The organism is Paenibacillus sp. Lou8.1 (assembly GCF_024213565.1).
In the GTDB taxonomy this organism is placed as follows: Bacteria; Bacillota; Bacilli; order Paenibacillales; family Paenibacillaceae; genus Paenibacillus; species Paenibacillus polymyxa_B.
In genome coordinates this window covers 241,260-255,317 of record NZ_JANAVN010000002.1, presented here as the reverse complement: position 1 = coordinate 255,317, position 14,058 = coordinate 241,260, and the positions used below count along the sequence as shown (strand labels likewise).

At 40.8% G+C, this 14,058-nt stretch carries 16 protein-coding genes; 9 read left to right on the top strand and 7 right to left on the bottom strand.

Annotation, left to right across the window (positions count from 1 at the left end):
• Window positions 1–166 precede the first annotated feature (166 nt).
• On the bottom strand, window positions 167–1,057 hold the full coding sequence (locus tag NLX78_RS03995) for a hypothetical protein (RefSeq protein ID WP_250260663.1): 891 nt from the start codon (window positions 1,055–1,057) through the stop codon (window positions 167–169).
• A 161-nt stretch (window positions 1,058–1,218) separates the two neighbouring features.
• On the opposite strand from NLX78_RS03995, the gene NLX78_RS03990 reads away from it, so the two are divergent.
• Window positions 1,219–1,551, top strand: coding sequence for a YolD-like family protein (locus NLX78_RS03990; RefSeq protein WP_254349659.1), 333 nt, complete (start codon window positions 1,219–1,221; stop codon window positions 1,549–1,551).
• Window positions 1,552–1,584: 33 nt separating this feature from the next.
• On the opposite strand, the gene NLX78_RS03985 is transcribed toward NLX78_RS03990, so the two are convergent.
• Window positions 1,585–2,055, bottom strand: coding sequence for a hypothetical protein (locus NLX78_RS03985; protein ID WP_250268586.1), 471 nt, complete (start codon window positions 2,053–2,055; stop codon window positions 1,585–1,587).
• Window positions 2,056–2,278: 223 nt separating this feature from the next.
• Between NLX78_RS03985 and NLX78_RS03980 the strand changes: the two genes are divergently transcribed.
• The 3 genes from NLX78_RS03980 to tet all read left to right on the top strand — a co-directional run bounded on the left by NLX78_RS03980 (window position 2,279) and on the right by tet (window position 4,586).
• Window positions 2,279–2,638, top strand: coding sequence for a helix-turn-helix domain-containing protein (locus tag NLX78_RS03980; RefSeq protein ID WP_250268585.1), 360 nt, complete (start codon window positions 2,279–2,281; stop codon window positions 2,636–2,638).
• A 72-nt stretch (window positions 2,639–2,710) separates the two neighbouring features.
• The gene (locus tag NLX78_RS03975; RefSeq protein ID WP_250268584.1) at window positions 2,711–2,986 is read left to right on the top strand and encodes a hypothetical protein; all 276 of its coding nucleotides are present in this window, start codon (window positions 2,711–2,713) and stop codon (window positions 2,984–2,986) included.
• Between the two features lie 223 nt (window positions 2,987–3,209).
• The gene (gene tet, locus NLX78_RS03970; RefSeq protein WP_254349658.1) at window positions 3,210–4,586 is read left to right on the top strand and encodes a Tet(L)/Tet(K)/Tet(45) family tetracycline efflux MFS transporter; all 1,377 of its coding nucleotides are present in this window, start codon (window positions 3,210–3,212) and stop codon (window positions 4,584–4,586) included.
• A gap of 209 nt (window positions 4,587–4,795) precedes the next feature.
• Here tet and NLX78_RS03965 read toward each other — a convergent pair whose 3' ends face one another.
• The 4 genes from NLX78_RS03965 to lexA form a co-directional block, all read right to left on the bottom strand.
• On the bottom strand, window positions 4,796–5,335 hold the full coding sequence (locus NLX78_RS03965; RefSeq protein WP_254349657.1) for a GNAT family N-acetyltransferase: 540 nt from the start codon (window positions 5,333–5,335) through the stop codon (window positions 4,796–4,798).
• A gap of 231 nt (window positions 5,336–5,566) precedes the next feature.
• Window positions 5,567–5,707 (bottom strand): hypothetical protein, encoded by a 141-nt coding sequence (locus tag NLX78_RS03960; RefSeq protein WP_165177052.1) that lies wholly within the window; start codon window positions 5,705–5,707, stop codon window positions 5,567–5,569.
• A gap of 41 nt (window positions 5,708–5,748) precedes the next feature.
• Window positions 5,749–5,913, bottom strand: coding sequence for a hypothetical protein (locus NLX78_RS03955; protein ID WP_016821950.1), 165 nt, complete (start codon window positions 5,911–5,913; stop codon window positions 5,749–5,751).
• Between the two features lie 623 nt (window positions 5,914–6,536).
• The gene (gene lexA / locus NLX78_RS03950; protein WP_013310545.1) at window positions 6,537–7,163 is read right to left on the bottom strand and encodes a transcriptional repressor LexA; all 627 of its coding nucleotides are present in this window, start codon (window positions 7,161–7,163) and stop codon (window positions 6,537–6,539) included.
• Between the two features lie 188 nt (window positions 7,164–7,351).
• Here lexA and NLX78_RS03945 point away from each other — a divergent pair, with 188 nt between their 5' ends.
• The 4 genes from NLX78_RS03945 to NLX78_RS03930 all read left to right on the top strand — a co-directional run bounded on the left by NLX78_RS03945 (window position 7,352) and on the right by NLX78_RS03930 (window position 9,615).
• A complete protein-coding gene (locus NLX78_RS03945; RefSeq protein ID WP_254349757.1) occupies window positions 7,352–7,720 on the top strand; it encodes a LysM peptidoglycan-binding domain-containing protein in 369 nt (122 codons plus the stop codon).
• A 108-nt stretch (window positions 7,721–7,828) separates the two neighbouring features.
• Window positions 7,829–8,035, top strand: coding sequence for a DUF896 domain-containing protein (locus NLX78_RS03940; RefSeq protein ID WP_013310543.1), 207 nt, complete (start codon window positions 7,829–7,831; stop codon window positions 8,033–8,035).
• Between the two features lie 120 nt (window positions 8,036–8,155).
• Window positions 8,156–8,665 (top strand): hypothetical protein, encoded by a 510-nt coding sequence (locus NLX78_RS03935; RefSeq protein WP_061831521.1) that lies wholly within the window; start codon window positions 8,156–8,158, stop codon window positions 8,663–8,665.
• A gap of 155 nt (window positions 8,666–8,820) precedes the next feature.
• Entirely contained in the window at window positions 8,821–9,615 is a 795-nt protein-coding gene (locus NLX78_RS03930; protein ID WP_196765476.1) for an HAD family hydrolase, read from the top strand.
• 101 nt (window positions 9,616–9,716) lie between these two features.
• Here NLX78_RS03930 and NLX78_RS03925 read toward each other — a convergent pair whose 3' ends face one another.
• Window positions 9,717–10,259 (bottom strand): 1,2-dihydroxy-3-keto-5-methylthiopentene dioxygenase, encoded by a 543-nt coding sequence (locus NLX78_RS03925; RefSeq protein ID WP_254349656.1) that lies wholly within the window; start codon window positions 10,257–10,259, stop codon window positions 9,717–9,719.
• 280 nt (window positions 10,260–10,539) lie between these two features.
• Here NLX78_RS03925 and metH point away from each other — a divergent pair, with 280 nt between their 5' ends.
• Window positions 10,540–13,980: a methionine synthase gene (gene metH, locus NLX78_RS03920; protein WP_103049123.1), complete on the top strand. Its 3,441-nt coding sequence runs from the start codon at window positions 10,540–10,542 to the stop codon at window positions 13,978–13,980.
• The last annotated feature ends 78 nt before the right edge of the window (window positions 13,981–14,058 follow it).

Below are 14,058 nucleotides of genomic sequence, written 5' to 3'. Positions count from 1 at the left end.
GACCGCTCTTATAGCGGTAAGTCGTACAAGGGAGCGGTGGTAGCCGTTCCCTTTTTCTATTCTTATGTTATCATATTCATTTTATACAGGCAATGGAATTACCTCTGTTGACAATAGTCATAATGGTTATAGAAATATTAAAACCCCGGATTGCTCCGGGGCTGTTTTATTCGAGACCAAATTGTGCTTTTGCTTGTAGTTTGTTGCCTTGGAATGTGAAAACGGCATTTGCACCAGGTCCGACTTCACCTTTATACGAATACATTACAGTATAAAATTCGTCTCCTTTTTCACCAACTTCTGAAAGAGCCTCACCGGGACCACCTATAATTTTCGCAACTTCCTCATAAGTCATTCCATTTTTAATCTTGTTATATTTAGCTTTGGTAATGGTTCCGAGGTTTGGCGATTCTGCTACTGTCCGACCCTCTATTTTTCCGTTGTATAGTTTCCAATTGGCTTCTCCCTTAGCACCACGGGAACCAAGTTCACCCTTAAAGGTAACTATATCCCCCTGGTTAAGACCATTTAATTCTGAACGATCTGAAACTTTTACAACAATAACATCCCCGAGTTTTTTCTTTTCAGCGCTAATATCTGACCATGATTCACCGTTGTAATCTGCTGGTTTACCATAGACATAAAGGCTGCTTGATCCAGCTTCAATAACAACACCTGACCATGAAACAACTTGATTTCTTACACTGTCGAATGCTTCCCCTTGCTTGGATACTGGCAATGCAAAGAGAGCAGATGAAAACTTATCAAAAGGAAGCGATGTGTCTATCAATGTTTTTTTAGCATCAGTCTGTTCCTTTTGAACTGGTTCAGTAGTAACTTTGTTCTCTTTAACAGGCGTGGTAGCTACCGGTTTGGAATTAGTTTCGGTTGGTTTCTGAGTATCAGCGACTGATATTCCAATAATAAATACTAGGAAAGCAGCTAAACCAAAGAGAAACATTTTCTTAGCCTTGCCGTTCTTTTTTATTAAAGCTATAGCCCACAAAACAAAAAACACAAAAAAAGCCAGCAAAGCAATCACAGCAATTGCAGTCATTACATAACCCCTATCTATTGGTAATATTATAGTAAAATTAGTATATATGACCTAGGAATAATTTTCTAGCACAAAAGTCTTAGAAGTAGAAAACAAAAGCCCTTGTAAGGAACATATGTTCGGGATATAATTTGAACATATTACATCAGGAGGCTACATACATGGGAAAGAAACTTGAGGGAAATGGTTTATGGGAGAGTTCGCGGATTATCTTGCCAGAGCATAAAGAAGGATACTTACGTTTAATGAAAGACCGTCAGCGGCGCGGTAAACCCGAGCTGGACGATCAAGAGGTACAGTTGATTGAGCAGGCTTTAATAGAGTCTTACAATACACGTACGATCGTGACAGTGACCGTATTTAGCCCGTTTGATGACGAGGTTATGACTGGTGTGATAAAAGTAATCAACACCGCTAGACGCGAAGTGAAGCTGTCTCATGAGGAAGATGATTTTAGTTGGATTAAGCTGGAGGATATTATATCGGCAGGCTAAAACAAACGCCCTGAATTTCTCCAGGGCGTTTAATCATTTCAGACCATATTGCGCTTTGTTTGTGAGCTTGTCACCTTGAAACATCAAGTTTGCATTTGCTCCAAGGGAACCTTCTCCTTCGTACTGATAAATAATTGTATGTAATGGTGTACCTTCCGCTTCCCCTTCAGAGAGCACCTCTCCATAACCGCCAATAATGTCAGTCGCCTGATCGTATGACATACCCATTTCCAGACGGTTGAACTCACTTAAGTTAATCGTTAATGGGTTTTCGACAATTTCTTTTTTTTCAGGCTCAAGTTGGCCGTTTTGTTGAGTTGCATCTGGCGGGGATGACACTAATGCCAAGGCATTGCCTACAACAAGTGCAATACATATAACAAACGATCCGATAGATGATAGAAACATCCATTTTGCTTTCCCCGTTTTTTTAAATACATGCACTATAGATAAGACAATTAAAAAAAGAAAGAGGAGGAAACACATTATTGATAATAAAACCATAAATAACCTCCAGATAGATGACTATATTCACGACCCAGTCTATCAGACCTTGGGATATTTTTCTATAATCACAAAATAAAAAAGGCGGTATGTAGAATGCATATTAATCAATTTTCTCAGGAGACACAGGATTATATCCATGAACTTTGCGCAAAGGCGATTTTGAGGGCAATGCGTAATGGTACATTTATTGAGAATATATCTTCTAAAAAGGAGGGACAGAATGAGGAGTAAACAGGACTTTCTTGAAAAATTACTGAAGGACATTAATCAATACATAGATGGAGAAGTTGAAGTACGTTACAACGAAAGGATATTAAGCGATAGCGAATACGATATATCGACTGTAGGTAAAGAAAGGAAGACATTAAAAACGCTTTCAGACGTACTTACATCTAATGATATTGCTAAATATATGAGCATCTCCAGACGTACTGTATATGAGTTATTAAAAATAAATGAGGACTACGGTGGTATTCCTAATTTTTCAGTGGGTAACAGCAGAAGAGTCATGAAAAGCGACTTTTTAGATTGGATTGAAAAACGTAAACAAGAACAAAGAGATAGTTATAGTAAAGAATAGATTATACAGCCGCTTTTTGTGCCGTACTAAGAATATTTTGTTCAAACAAAGTATTGATCTGGAGGGATACATGTGGAAGCAGGAATGAAAAAGATTGAAATTGAGAAAGTCAAACTCAAACGCCATGGTATACTGGAAAAAATCAAACATCCTGAAGAGTGTTGGAGATTTAAGTCTGAGGATGTTATACAGGAATACGGAGAATTGGATCTTCTATATGTTTTAGATGAGTTATCAATTGATGGCTGGGAACTTTTATGTTATGCAGAAGGTCAATACATTTTAAGAACTGTCGAGTATGTAGTAAATAAAATCAAATATCATCATTTTGAATTTGATGAAGATTAAGAACTGAAGTTAGAGCAAAAAGGCCCTGGAATTCCCCAGGACCAAGACAAGAAAGAACATGTGGCTTTTGACCATATTTTGACCATATTTGAACCATAACAGACCCTAAGATATCGGAATAAAATTTTTTCCTTCCTATTATACTGCGGAAAACTGAACGTATCCGAATGTTATATTTTTGACCCTATAAACTACGTTAACCCTCATTTCTGGAGGGTCAAAAGTGAAAACCCCTTATTCACAGTCTGTTTTACGCCATAACCAAATTTTAATGTGGCTTTGTGTTCTTTCGTTTTTTAGTGTGTTAAATGAAATGGTTCTTAATATCTCTTTACCTGATATTGCTGATGAATTCAATAAAACACCAGCCGTTACAAATTGGGTAAATACTGCCTTTATGCTAAGTTTTTCTATAGGAACAGCTGTATACGGAAAGCTATCTGATCAGTTAGGTATTAAAAGGTTGCTTCTGTTTGGAATCATAGTGAATTGCATAGGATCATTAATTGGATTTATGGGACATACTTTTTTTCCAACACTTATCTTGGGGCGATTTATACAAGGGATTGGTGCAGCTGCATTTCCTTCACTTGTGATGGTCGTAGTTGCTCGCTATATCCCAAAAGAAAATAGGGGCAAGGCATATGGCCTCATCGGGTCTATCGTAGCAATGGGTGAAGGGATAGGACCGGCTATTGGTGGGATGATTGCTCATTATATTCATTGGTCACATTTACTGCTTCTTCCTGTTCTAACGTTTGTCACTGTTCCCTTCCTAATAAAATTATTGAAAAAGGAAGTCGTATCAAAGGGTTCACTTGACATTGCAGGAATCGTGCTTATATCTCTAGGCATTGTAATGTTTATGTTGTATACAACGTCTTACAGAATTTCTTTTCTGGTGATAAGTATTCTTTTCTTCTTGATCTTTTTAAAACATATCAGACAAGTAACCAATCCTTTTGTTGATCCTTCATTGGGGAAAAATACTGCATTTATGATAGGAATCCTTTGTGGCGGACTTATGTTTGGTACCGTAGCTGGATTTGTTTCTATGGTCCCTTATATGATGAAAGACGTTCATCACTTAAGTACCGCAATGATTGGCAGTGGAATTATTTTTCCTGGAACGATGAGTGTTATTTTCTTTGGTTTCCTTGGAGGAGCACTTGTTGATAAGAAAGGTTCCTTACATGTGCTAGCAGTCGGCGTTGCATTTCTTGCCGTCAGCTTTTTGATAGCTGCTTTCTTTATTGAAATGACACCTTGGCTGATGTCTATTATTATAGTCTTTGTTTTCGGTGGTCTTTCTTTTATTAAAACAGTAATATCCACTATTGTTTCAAGTAGTTTAAGACAAGAAGAAGCTGGCGCAGGAATGAGCTTGCTTAATTTTATAAGCTTTTTATCAGAAGGAACAGGGATTTCAGTTGTAGGAGGCTTATTATCAATACGTTTTATTCATCAAAAATTTATACCAATCATTAATTTTCCATCTGCTTATTTATATAGCAATATGTTATTGATTTTTACAGTGGTCATTATAATTAGCGGGATTTTAACTGTTATTGTATATAGACGTTCAGTTTCAGATTCCTGATAAGAGCAGAAAAGGATTACATGCTGAAAGTGATCGCATCCTCACGTTTGAAGTAAGTGGATACTCTAAATAAATCAAAAGCTCTGCTAACCTTAATTGGTTGGCAGAGCTTTGTTTGCTGATCAGTTTGATTTTACTAGAGATGGCAACGCAAAGTGTGCGTACAAGATGGTATTATTTCAAATTCAGCCTTGTTACAGAAGGATAGGCTAATTTGAATGCTTAAACTTATAATACCAAAAAATCGCTTTTTCATGGGCTGTGGAAAAATTAGAATATAGCATAGTATCAACTCCGCCGATAACAAAGTTATTTTTAGCATAGAATCGACAAGCTAAAACATTCACATCCTGTGTTTCAAGCATAAGACCAACAAGGTTATTCTGCTTAGCCCACTCGGTTGCTTTACTCAATAAGGCTGCTCCGATTCCCTTGTGTCTCCAGTCTTTAGCGACGGCAATATCCTCAATTAGAGCAAAGCGATTCCAATTAGTACAAAGTTTAATTTGCCCAACACAGTCGTTCTCATCATAATATAAAAAAATAGATTTTCCTTGTTCATCAATATAACTGATGTCAACGTCATCATCCTCATACTGTTTAAAATATGGTTCGGGGAAACTTTCTTCTATATATGTCCAATTATCGTTCTCGTATTTAGGTATAATCCTTCCTGACACAATAAAGCCGTTATTCTCATTTGACTTCTTAAAATCTCCCATATTCGAAAGTGACATTTTAATTATCATGGCTTGTCTCCTCCTGGTTTAATTTCTCTATGCACACTATTCTAAAAGAGAACCACCTTTTCCTGTCTGTTAGATTTATAAAAAGAGCAAAATTGTAGCGACTGTTCAACTATGTGTGATATTCTACGATCTCGTCCGCTTGCTTCAACGATTCATAGCAGTAGTTAGGTGTAGCGTTTAACACAAAAAAAAGCAGGAAGAATCCTTCCTGCTTTTGCTTGAAAACGATTATTAACGTCTGCGTTGTCTATCATTCACGCTAAACAGATTAACAGCCAGTGCGTTACCTCTTGCACGCGCAACGGCTCTTTGATTCGAACGGATGTTTGATCTTCTTCTTCTCAAATCACGTCTGCAATGTCTTCTGCTCATATGATCACCTCCCTTCAAGGAAATGAAGGTACGGATGAATCTTAGTGGTGTTTATGCTTACGCTTGGAAATCTTGATATTCAAGGCATTGGTTGCTAGTGCATTTCCGCTTCCTGTTTTAGCAGCTGCGGCTTGAAAGACTTTAACGACCAGATATCTGTTTTTCCCGATGCGATGCTTATACGTTTTAACTCTATTTCTGATCATCTGCATATCTCCTTTGCTTAGGTCTGCTATATACTATGTCAATTGTGATAGTAATGTATCAGCATAAATCTATTAAAAGCAAAAAGAAGCTGGTACCTATATTACTAATGGTTAACAAAAAACTCATGCGAACCTGTCTTCGCCATGTTGCAGGAGAATGTTACAGGCAGGTCGGCATGAGTCTAATAGTGTAGATAAATAATATGCAGTTTAGTATAAAAATTATTTACTATTAAGAGTGTTAAGTTTTTTCTCGTAGTACGCCTCTTGAGCAAGAATATGATTCAGTTGTTCAGAGAGCAGTTTATATTCTTGGCTGTCTTCTGGGTAATTGTTTCTTTCGGAAATTACAGCTTCGAGTTGCTTTTCTAAGTACCTGAAATGGATAAGTATTTGTATGTACTGAATACGATCGTAGGTTGTTATGTGTGATCTCAAGATCAGTGGGTGATTATTTGAGATGAGGAGGCTGATTTTATAGTAGAAACAATAGGAATAGGTTGCTGAAATTAAAAAATAGTTGTGAGATACATAGTAAACACAATAACAATACAAAACCGGCTTACCCTAGGCAGCCGGTTTTGTATTAGTGGTTAGAATAACGGGGAAGAAAGAACGAGAAATCAGTGGAAGTCCCGGAAGAGTCCTACAACCTTGCCCAAAATGCTGACGTGTGTCAGGCGAAGCGGTTCAAAGGCTGGATTTTCAGGTTGAAGCCGGATATGATCTTTTTCTTTGTAGAAGGTTTTAACTGTAGCCTCGTCTTCATCTGTCATAGCTACAACAATATCGCCATTATCAGCGGTCTGCTGCTGACGTACGATTACATAGTCTCCGTTAGCAATCCCAGCCTCAATCATGCTTTCGCCTACAACAGATAACATGAATATTTTATCCTCACCAACAAAGTGTTGGGGAAGAGGAAAGTAATCTTCAATATTTTCTGTCGCCGTAATAGGAAGGCCAGCAGTTACTTTGCCGACGACGGGGACACGACTAATGGAGTAATTAATCAAGTTGCTGTTATCCGATTCGTCTTGACCGAGTAACTCAATAGCCCGTGGTTTTGTAGGATCGCGTCGAATGAGTCCTTTTTTCTCTAAACGATCCAAATGACCGTGAACCGTAGAACTGGAGGCCAATCCGACAGCCTCGCCTATTTCGCGTACAGAAGGGGGGTATCCCTTTAGACGCACTTCATTGCGGATAAATTCAAGAATGGCCTGCTGGCGGCTCGAAATCTTAGACATACCGTATCAACCCCATTTAGTAACGTTTGGGAAAATTATAGCATAGAACCTCCGTTCGTACAAACATAAGTTCTAAATAATCCCTAAAAATAATCGCGAACTTTTGTTCTCTTTTCTATTGAACAAAACAAATGTTCGTGTTATATTGTGAAAACATAAGAACAAACGTTTGGAGGTCGCAGCCAATGATGAAATATAGCACTTATCAAAGTATTTTTCCGATGAATTCAGAAAATTTGCAGGAGACCCGAAAAGAGGGTAGAGCGCATTTTATGCAAATTATTACTAATACTCTTTTACTTAAGCTTCTTATTTTAGTGATTGTTGCTTGGATTGCAGGGGCAGGTGTACTTACGGTTTTCGCGGCACCTTCAGCTTCCCAGGAAGAAGTGACTAAACTGACCGTACAACCTGGAGATACGTTGTGGGAGATTGCCGCAAATCATAAACCGGAACGAATGGATACACGGGTATATATAGAAGGAATTGTGCGGATTAACGGTTTAGAGGATCGGGGAGTACAGGCAGGTCAGGTACTCAAGCTTCCTAACTTCTGACCTATAGACTATTAGAGCTTGTCAGGGAGCGTAATGCGGGAGCCTTGACAAGCTCTTTTCTACATGTCAAAGTGTATTATATCTTTGCTTTTATGGAGGGGACATAATTTGGATATAGACAGCTTGGTACAGCGCATCAATGAATTAGCGCGCAAAGCAAAATCCGAGGGTTTGACGGAAGAGGAAGCCACAGAGCGCGCCAATCTTCGGGAAATTTATTTAGGTAACATTCGCCGTAATTTTCGGCAGCAGCTTGAAACAATTGAATTTGTGGACGATGATACATCGAAGGGAAATGACGGGCTGAAGCATTAATGTTGTTAAAGCGCCCAAGCCTGCAATTTGCCTTTTGTTTTAGGTACCGTTCTGGGTATCTATATAGATCAGCTTTGAGGCAATTGTTTTATTGTAATATATCTGGGAAGGAATTGAGAGATGGCCCGATCATTTGAAAGAAAAGTACGCAAAAACACAGCGCATTTAAATAAATCGCGCAAAAAGCAAGGCATTCAAACCATTAACGGCGCAGGTTCTGCAATGGATATTTTCCGTGGCCGTAACATTACTGTGCCAATTATGCTGGCTGGTCTTTCTGTATTGTACATGCTTATGAGTTACTTTTTGACTAAGACTGGCATGCGAGGGATGGATTGGCTTGTATTCGGCCTGTACTTGATGCTGGCTGTTATCTTTTTCATCCGTCGTCCTTATCTGAAAGTGGGAAAGGATACTCTCTACATGCTGAAAGGTGGTAGAGAACGTCCAATGACGGCTGGGGACATGAAAGCCATCAAGATTGAAAAGGGTTACGTAACCGTTGAAAGAAAAGGTAAGGGCGGTAATTTCATTTTCACAAAATCATTAGGTCGCTATGACACGGATGCCATTGCAGAGCGACTTGAGAAGTTTGCGCTATCCAATCAGATACAGGTGGACAAAAAATAACTGATTTAGCCTGTAGCTCTTTAACAAAGGCCGTATGATGTTATTTCATATAACATGCTGCGGCCGCTTGCTTAATATGGGCACACATAACGATTCAAATACTTAACCGAGCAAATAGGTGTACATATACTGTGGAAAGAGAGTGGATAATTCAGATGACGATTCAGGCGGTAATGTTTGATCTTGATGATACCCTTTTATGGGATGAACGTAGTGTAGAAGAGGCATTTGATGCAGCGTGCCAAACAGGCTCCCGTGAAGCAGGCGTTGATCCGAAAACTCTGGAGGAAGCGGTACGTAAGGAAGCACGCGCTTTGTATGAATCCTATGAAACCTTTAGTTTTACTCAAATGATCGGCATTAACCCGTTTGAAGGATTGTGGGCGAATTTTACAGCAGGTGAGCAACCTGAATTCCGCCAATTGGAACAGTTGGCCCCTGTTTATCGAAAGGAATCATGGCGCAGAGGACTCCAGCAACTAGGGATAGATAATGAGAAGTTGGCGGAAAAGCTGGCTACCCAATTTGCTTCGGAAAGACGCGCACGTCCACATGTATATGAAGAAACGTTTGAGATTCTAGAACAATTGAAGGGACATTACAAACTGTTATTGCTGACAAACGGCTCCCCTGATCTACAACAGGAGAAACTGGATGGAGTTCCTCAATTAGCTCCTTTTTTTGATCATGTTGTCATTTCAGGTTCTTTTGGTCGAGGCAAGCCTGATCCATCTATATTCCAGCATGCTTTGGGGCTTCTTGGTATTGAGCCTGAACATGCTTTAATGGTAGGAGATAAGCTGACGACTGATATTCAAGGAGCGTTGGCAGCAGGTGTACACTCAGTGTGGGTGAACCGGAACGCTAAAACCAATACCACAGAGATCAAGCCGAAGTTCGAAATCAAGCATCTGTCTGAATTGGACGGAATTATTCAAACGTTAAAGTAAGAAATCCATAGTCTTTAGAAACGAGTATTAAAAAAAATCCCTTCGCTCGATTATTACAGAGCAGAGGGAGTTTTTTTATTCACACAAGGATAAATTCGTAATTATGCTTTAATGAAGGTTGGGTCTTCATACGGTTCGGCAATCCAGCCATTTTCTTCGATGAACAATCGGATTGCGACGATCTTTTGATTCTCCATTAAAGTGAAGAAGTGAGGTATATTTTCAGGTACGGAGATAACGTCCCCCGGTGAAAGCTCTACGTTAAAATAGCCAATCTCTTCAGGGCCTTTAATGATGAAGATGCCTTTACCAGCGACAATGGCACGGATTTCATCCTCGGTGTGTGTGTGAATTTGCTCAAACTTGGCCAGCAGCTCGTCTAATTTCGGCGTTGCTTCAGATAAAGTGATAACGTCCCATATTTTATATCCGCGACGTGCGGCTAAATCCTTGATTTCGGGTTCAAATGTTTGGAGAACAGCGGCCTTTTGATCATCTGTTAAGGTAAAGTTCTCATGCAGCTCCCCGGACAATTTGGAAGTATCCCAATGTTCATACAATATCTCGTGACTCTCCAGAAATTCACGTACTTGTGCTTCACCGCTAATTCGCTCGTTCGTATTACGTATTAAGATTTCGGCCATATGCTTATTCCCTCTTTTCCACTTGGATTAATGTTGTATAAAGAATACCATGTCTTGAAACGTTGTACAATACAGGATTTCAACATTTTATAATGCAAATGACTATAGCTAAAGGGTCAGGGTTAAGTACGTTCTGTAATGCTACAAACTATAAAAATGGATTAGAGAAATCGTTTTTACAAAGAACAACCTGTATAAAACGTATGTTTTTACTTCAATCTATCTAAATGATACGGTTTCTGCTAAACTAGGATTTAACGTTTTGCGGGGGTGAAGAAATTTGGATAAAGTTAGCTTGCAGGATGCATTACAACGAAGAATACTCCTTCTTGATGGGGCCATGGGCACCATGATTCAACAGGAAGACCTTTCCCCCGATGATTTTGGTGGGGAAGAGCTGGAGGGCTGTAATGAAATGCTGGTCTTAACGAGACCAGATGTCATTCAAGGGATTCATGAAGCTTACTTGAAGGCTGGAGCAGACCTAATTGAAACGAATACATTTGGAGCAACATCCGTCGTTTTGGCGGATTACGATATACCAGAACGTGCCCGTGAAATTAATCTGGTGGCAGCCAAACTGGCGCGTAACGCGGTGGATAAATACAGCACTGCGGACAAGCCTCGTTTTGTAGTAGGAGCTATGGGTCCAACCACGAAAACCTTGTCTGTCACAGGTGGTGTTACATTTGCTGAGCTGATTGACAGCTATCAAGAGCAGGCTTTGGCGCTTATTGAAGGCGGCGTGGATGTACTCCTTTTGGAGACCTCACAGGATACGCTTAACGTCAAGGCTGGAAGCATCGGAATTCGGCAGGCTTTTGAGCAGACAGGTATCGAGCTTCCGCTAATGATTTCAGGCACGATTGAGCCTATGGGAACGACGTTGGCCGGACAAAATATCGAATCCTTTTGCATATCACTTGAACACTTACATCCAATTTCGATTGGATTGAATTGCGCTACAGGTCCAGAGTTTATGCGTGATCATATTCGCTCTCTGTCTGAAATGTCCTCTGCAGCTATTAGCTGTTATCCAAATGCGGGTTTGCCTGATGAAAATGGCCAATACCATGAATCGCCTGATTCATTAGCCCGTAAAATGGCTGCTTTCGCTGAAAAAGGCTGGCTGAATATTGCTGGGGGTTGTTGTGGTACCACGCCTGAGCATATCCGAGTTATGAGTGAAAGTATGGCGCAGTTTGAGCCACGTCCGCTGGTAGGTCATCATCCTCCTGCCGTATCAGGCATTGAGCCTGTATATATTGAACAGGACAATCGTCCGTATATGGTTGGTGAGCGAACGAATGTTCTAGGCTCCCGCAAATTCAAGCGTTTGATCGTGGAAGGCAAATATGAAGAGGCATCTGAAATTGCCCGCGCTCAGGTAAAAAGCGGAGCGCATGTCATTGATATTTGTGTGCAGGACCCGGATCGCGATGAAATGACGGATATGGAAGCGTTTTTGAAACTGGTTGTAAACAAGGTGAAAGTACCTTTGGTGATTGATACCACGGATATTAAAGTCATTGATAAAGCACTTCAATATTCGCAAGGTAAGGCGATTATTAACTCCATTAATTTGGAGGATGGTGAAGAGAAATTTGAGAAAATGGCTCCTCTTATTCATAAGTACGGCGCCGCTGTTGTTGTTGGAACCATTGATGAACGCGGACAGGCTATTTCACGTGAGGATAAGCTTGAGGTAGCTAAACGTTCTTATGATCTGTTGGTGAACCGTTACGGTTTGGCAGCGGAGGATCTAATTTTTGATACACTCGTATTTCCAGTAGGAACAGGTGATGAGCAATATATCGGTTCAGCTAAGGAAACGATTGAGGGCATTCGCATTATTAAAGAAGCGCTTCCCGGGGTACATACCATCCTGGGCATCAGTAACGTATCTTTTGGTTTGCCGGAAGCGGGTCGTGAAGTGCTCAATTCCGTCTATTTATATGAATGCACCAAAGCAGGTCTGGACTATGCGATTGTAAACACTGAGAAGCTTGAACGTTATGCATCCATTCCAGAGCATGAGCGGAAACTTGCGGAAGACTTGATCTATAAAACAAATGACGATACTTTATCCGCTTTTGTAGCAGCTTTCCGTAACAAGAAAGTGGAGAAAAAAGAAAAGATATCAAACCTTTCGCTCGAAGAACGACTGGCTTCCTATGTAGTCGAGGGAAGTAAAGAGGGACTCATTCCGGATCTGGAGCAGGCGCTCGTGAAATATTCTTCGCTGGAGATTATTAATGGCCCGCTGATGAAGGGGATGGAGGAAGTAGGACGACTGTTTAACAATAACGAATTGATTGTTGCGGAGGTGCTGCAAAGCGCTGAAGTGATGAAGGCGTCCGTAGCCTATTTAGAGCCGTTCATGGAGAAGAATGAATCCTCAGTAAAAGGTAAGATTTTGTTGGCTACAGTCAAAGGTGATGTGCATGACATTGGTAAGAATCTGGTGGAGATTATTCTATCCAACAATGGTTACCATATCGTGAATCTGGGTATAAAAGTACCACCAGAACGCATTATTGAAGCTTACCGTGAAGAAAAGGCCGATATGATAGGCTTATCCGGACTGCTTGTTAAATCGGCACAACAAATGGTGCTGACCGCACAGGATTTAAAAAATGCGAATATTGATATTCCAATAATGGTGGGTGGAGCTGCTTTAACACGTAAGTTCACTAAAAATCGTATCCGTCCTGAGTATGATGGTCTGGTTGCCTATGCAAAGGATGCTATGGATGGTCTGGATATTGCCAATAAGCTTATGAATCCTGAGTCCCGCAAAAAAATGGCTGAGGACATGGAGGCTGAGCGGGAGGCGGAAGCGGCAATCGTCGTGGAAGCCAAGCCGCTCCCTAAGCTCACTCGAGCTGTGCGCTCTAATATTGCTCAGGATTTGCCCGTTTATATTCCACCAGATACGGATCGCCATGTACTGCGCAACTATCCACTGAATTATATTTTGCCTTACGTGAATATGCAGATGCTAATGGGGCATCATCTTGGTTTAAAAGGCAATGTTGAACAGCTGCTGGCTTCGGAAGATCCGAAAGCGATTCAGTTGAAGGAAACCGTGGACAGCATCATGTTTGAAGCTGTGACAGACGGAATCATTCAAGCACATGCTATGTATCGTTTCTTTCCAGCGCAGTCCCAAGGAGATCAAATTCTGATCTATGATCCCTCGGATGTGAGCAAGGTACTGCACACATTTACATTCCCGCGCCAGCAGGTAGAGCCTTATCTATGTCTGGCTGATTTCTTGAAATCAGTGGAATCCGGAGTTATGGACTATGTAGGTTTCATGGTCGTTACAGCTGGTCATGGGATTCAGCAGATATCTACCCAGTGGAAAGATAAAGGAGATTATCTGCGCTCGCATGCACTTCAAGCGGTAGCACTCGAAGTAGCAGAAGGGTTAGCGGAACGGCTTCACCATATTATCAGGGATAGCTGGGGGTTCCCGGACCCTGCCGATATGACAATGAAACAGCGACACGGTGCCAGATATCAAGGCATTCGGGTATCCTTTGGCTATCCGGCATGTCCAGATCTAGAGGATCAGGGGCCGTTGTTCCAGTTGTTAAAACCTGAGGATATTGGCGTTGAGCTGACGGAAGGGTTTATGATGGAACCGGAGGCTTCTGTATCAGCCATGGTGTTCAGCCACCCTCAGGCGCAGTATTTTAACGTCGAAAAGGTTTAACACCTTTATCAGATGGGATAGCAAATACCCTCCGAGCTTCGGAGGTTTTTTGCTGGTCAGCAGGAAGAAGGTTAATGT

What these genes read in the sequence shown, in the direction of transcription:
- NLX78_RS03995 (WP_250260663.1), bottom strand. Translation starts at nt 1,057, where the DNA reads ATGACTGCAATTGCTGTGATTGCTTTGCTGGCTTTTTTTGTGTTTTTT.
- NLX78_RS03990 (WP_254349659.1), top strand. Translation starts at nt 1,219, where the DNA reads ATGGGAAAGAAACTTGAGGGAAATGGTTTATGGGAGAGTTCGCGGATT.
- NLX78_RS03985 (WP_250268586.1), bottom strand. Translation starts at nt 2,055, where the DNA reads ATGGTTTTATTATCAATAATGTGTTTCCTCCTCTTTCTTTTTTTAATT.
- NLX78_RS03980 (WP_250268585.1), top strand. Translation starts at nt 2,279, where the DNA reads ATGAGGAGTAAACAGGACTTTCTTGAAAAATTACTGAAGGACATTAAT.
- NLX78_RS03965 (WP_254349657.1), bottom strand. Translation starts at nt 5,335, where the DNA reads ATGATAATTAAAATGTCACTTTCGAATATGGGAGATTTTAAGAAGTCA.
- NLX78_RS03960 (WP_165177052.1), bottom strand. Translation starts at nt 5,707, where the DNA reads ATGAGCAGAAGACATTGCAGACGTGATTTGAGAAGAAGAAGATCAAAC.
- NLX78_RS03955 (WP_016821950.1), bottom strand. Translation starts at nt 5,913, where the DNA reads ATGATCAGAAATAGAGTTAAAACGTATAAGCATCGCATCGGGAAAAAC.
- lexA (WP_013310545.1), bottom strand. Translation starts at nt 7,163, where the DNA reads ATGTCTAAGATTTCGAGCCGCCAGCAGGCCATTCTTGAATTTATCCGC.
- NLX78_RS03945 (WP_254349757.1), top strand. Translation starts at nt 7,352, where the DNA reads ATGAAATATAGCACTTATCAAAGTATTTTTCCGATGAATTCAGAAAAT.
- NLX78_RS03935 (WP_061831521.1), top strand. Translation starts at nt 8,156, where the DNA reads ATGGCCCGATCATTTGAAAGAAAAGTACGCAAAAACACAGCGCATTTA.
- NLX78_RS03930 (WP_196765476.1), top strand. Translation starts at nt 8,821, where the DNA reads ATGACGATTCAGGCGGTAATGTTTGATCTTGATGATACCCTTTTATGG.
- NLX78_RS03925 (WP_254349656.1), bottom strand. Translation starts at nt 10,259, where the DNA reads ATGGCCGAAATCTTAATACGTAATACGAACGAGCGAATTAGCGGTGAA.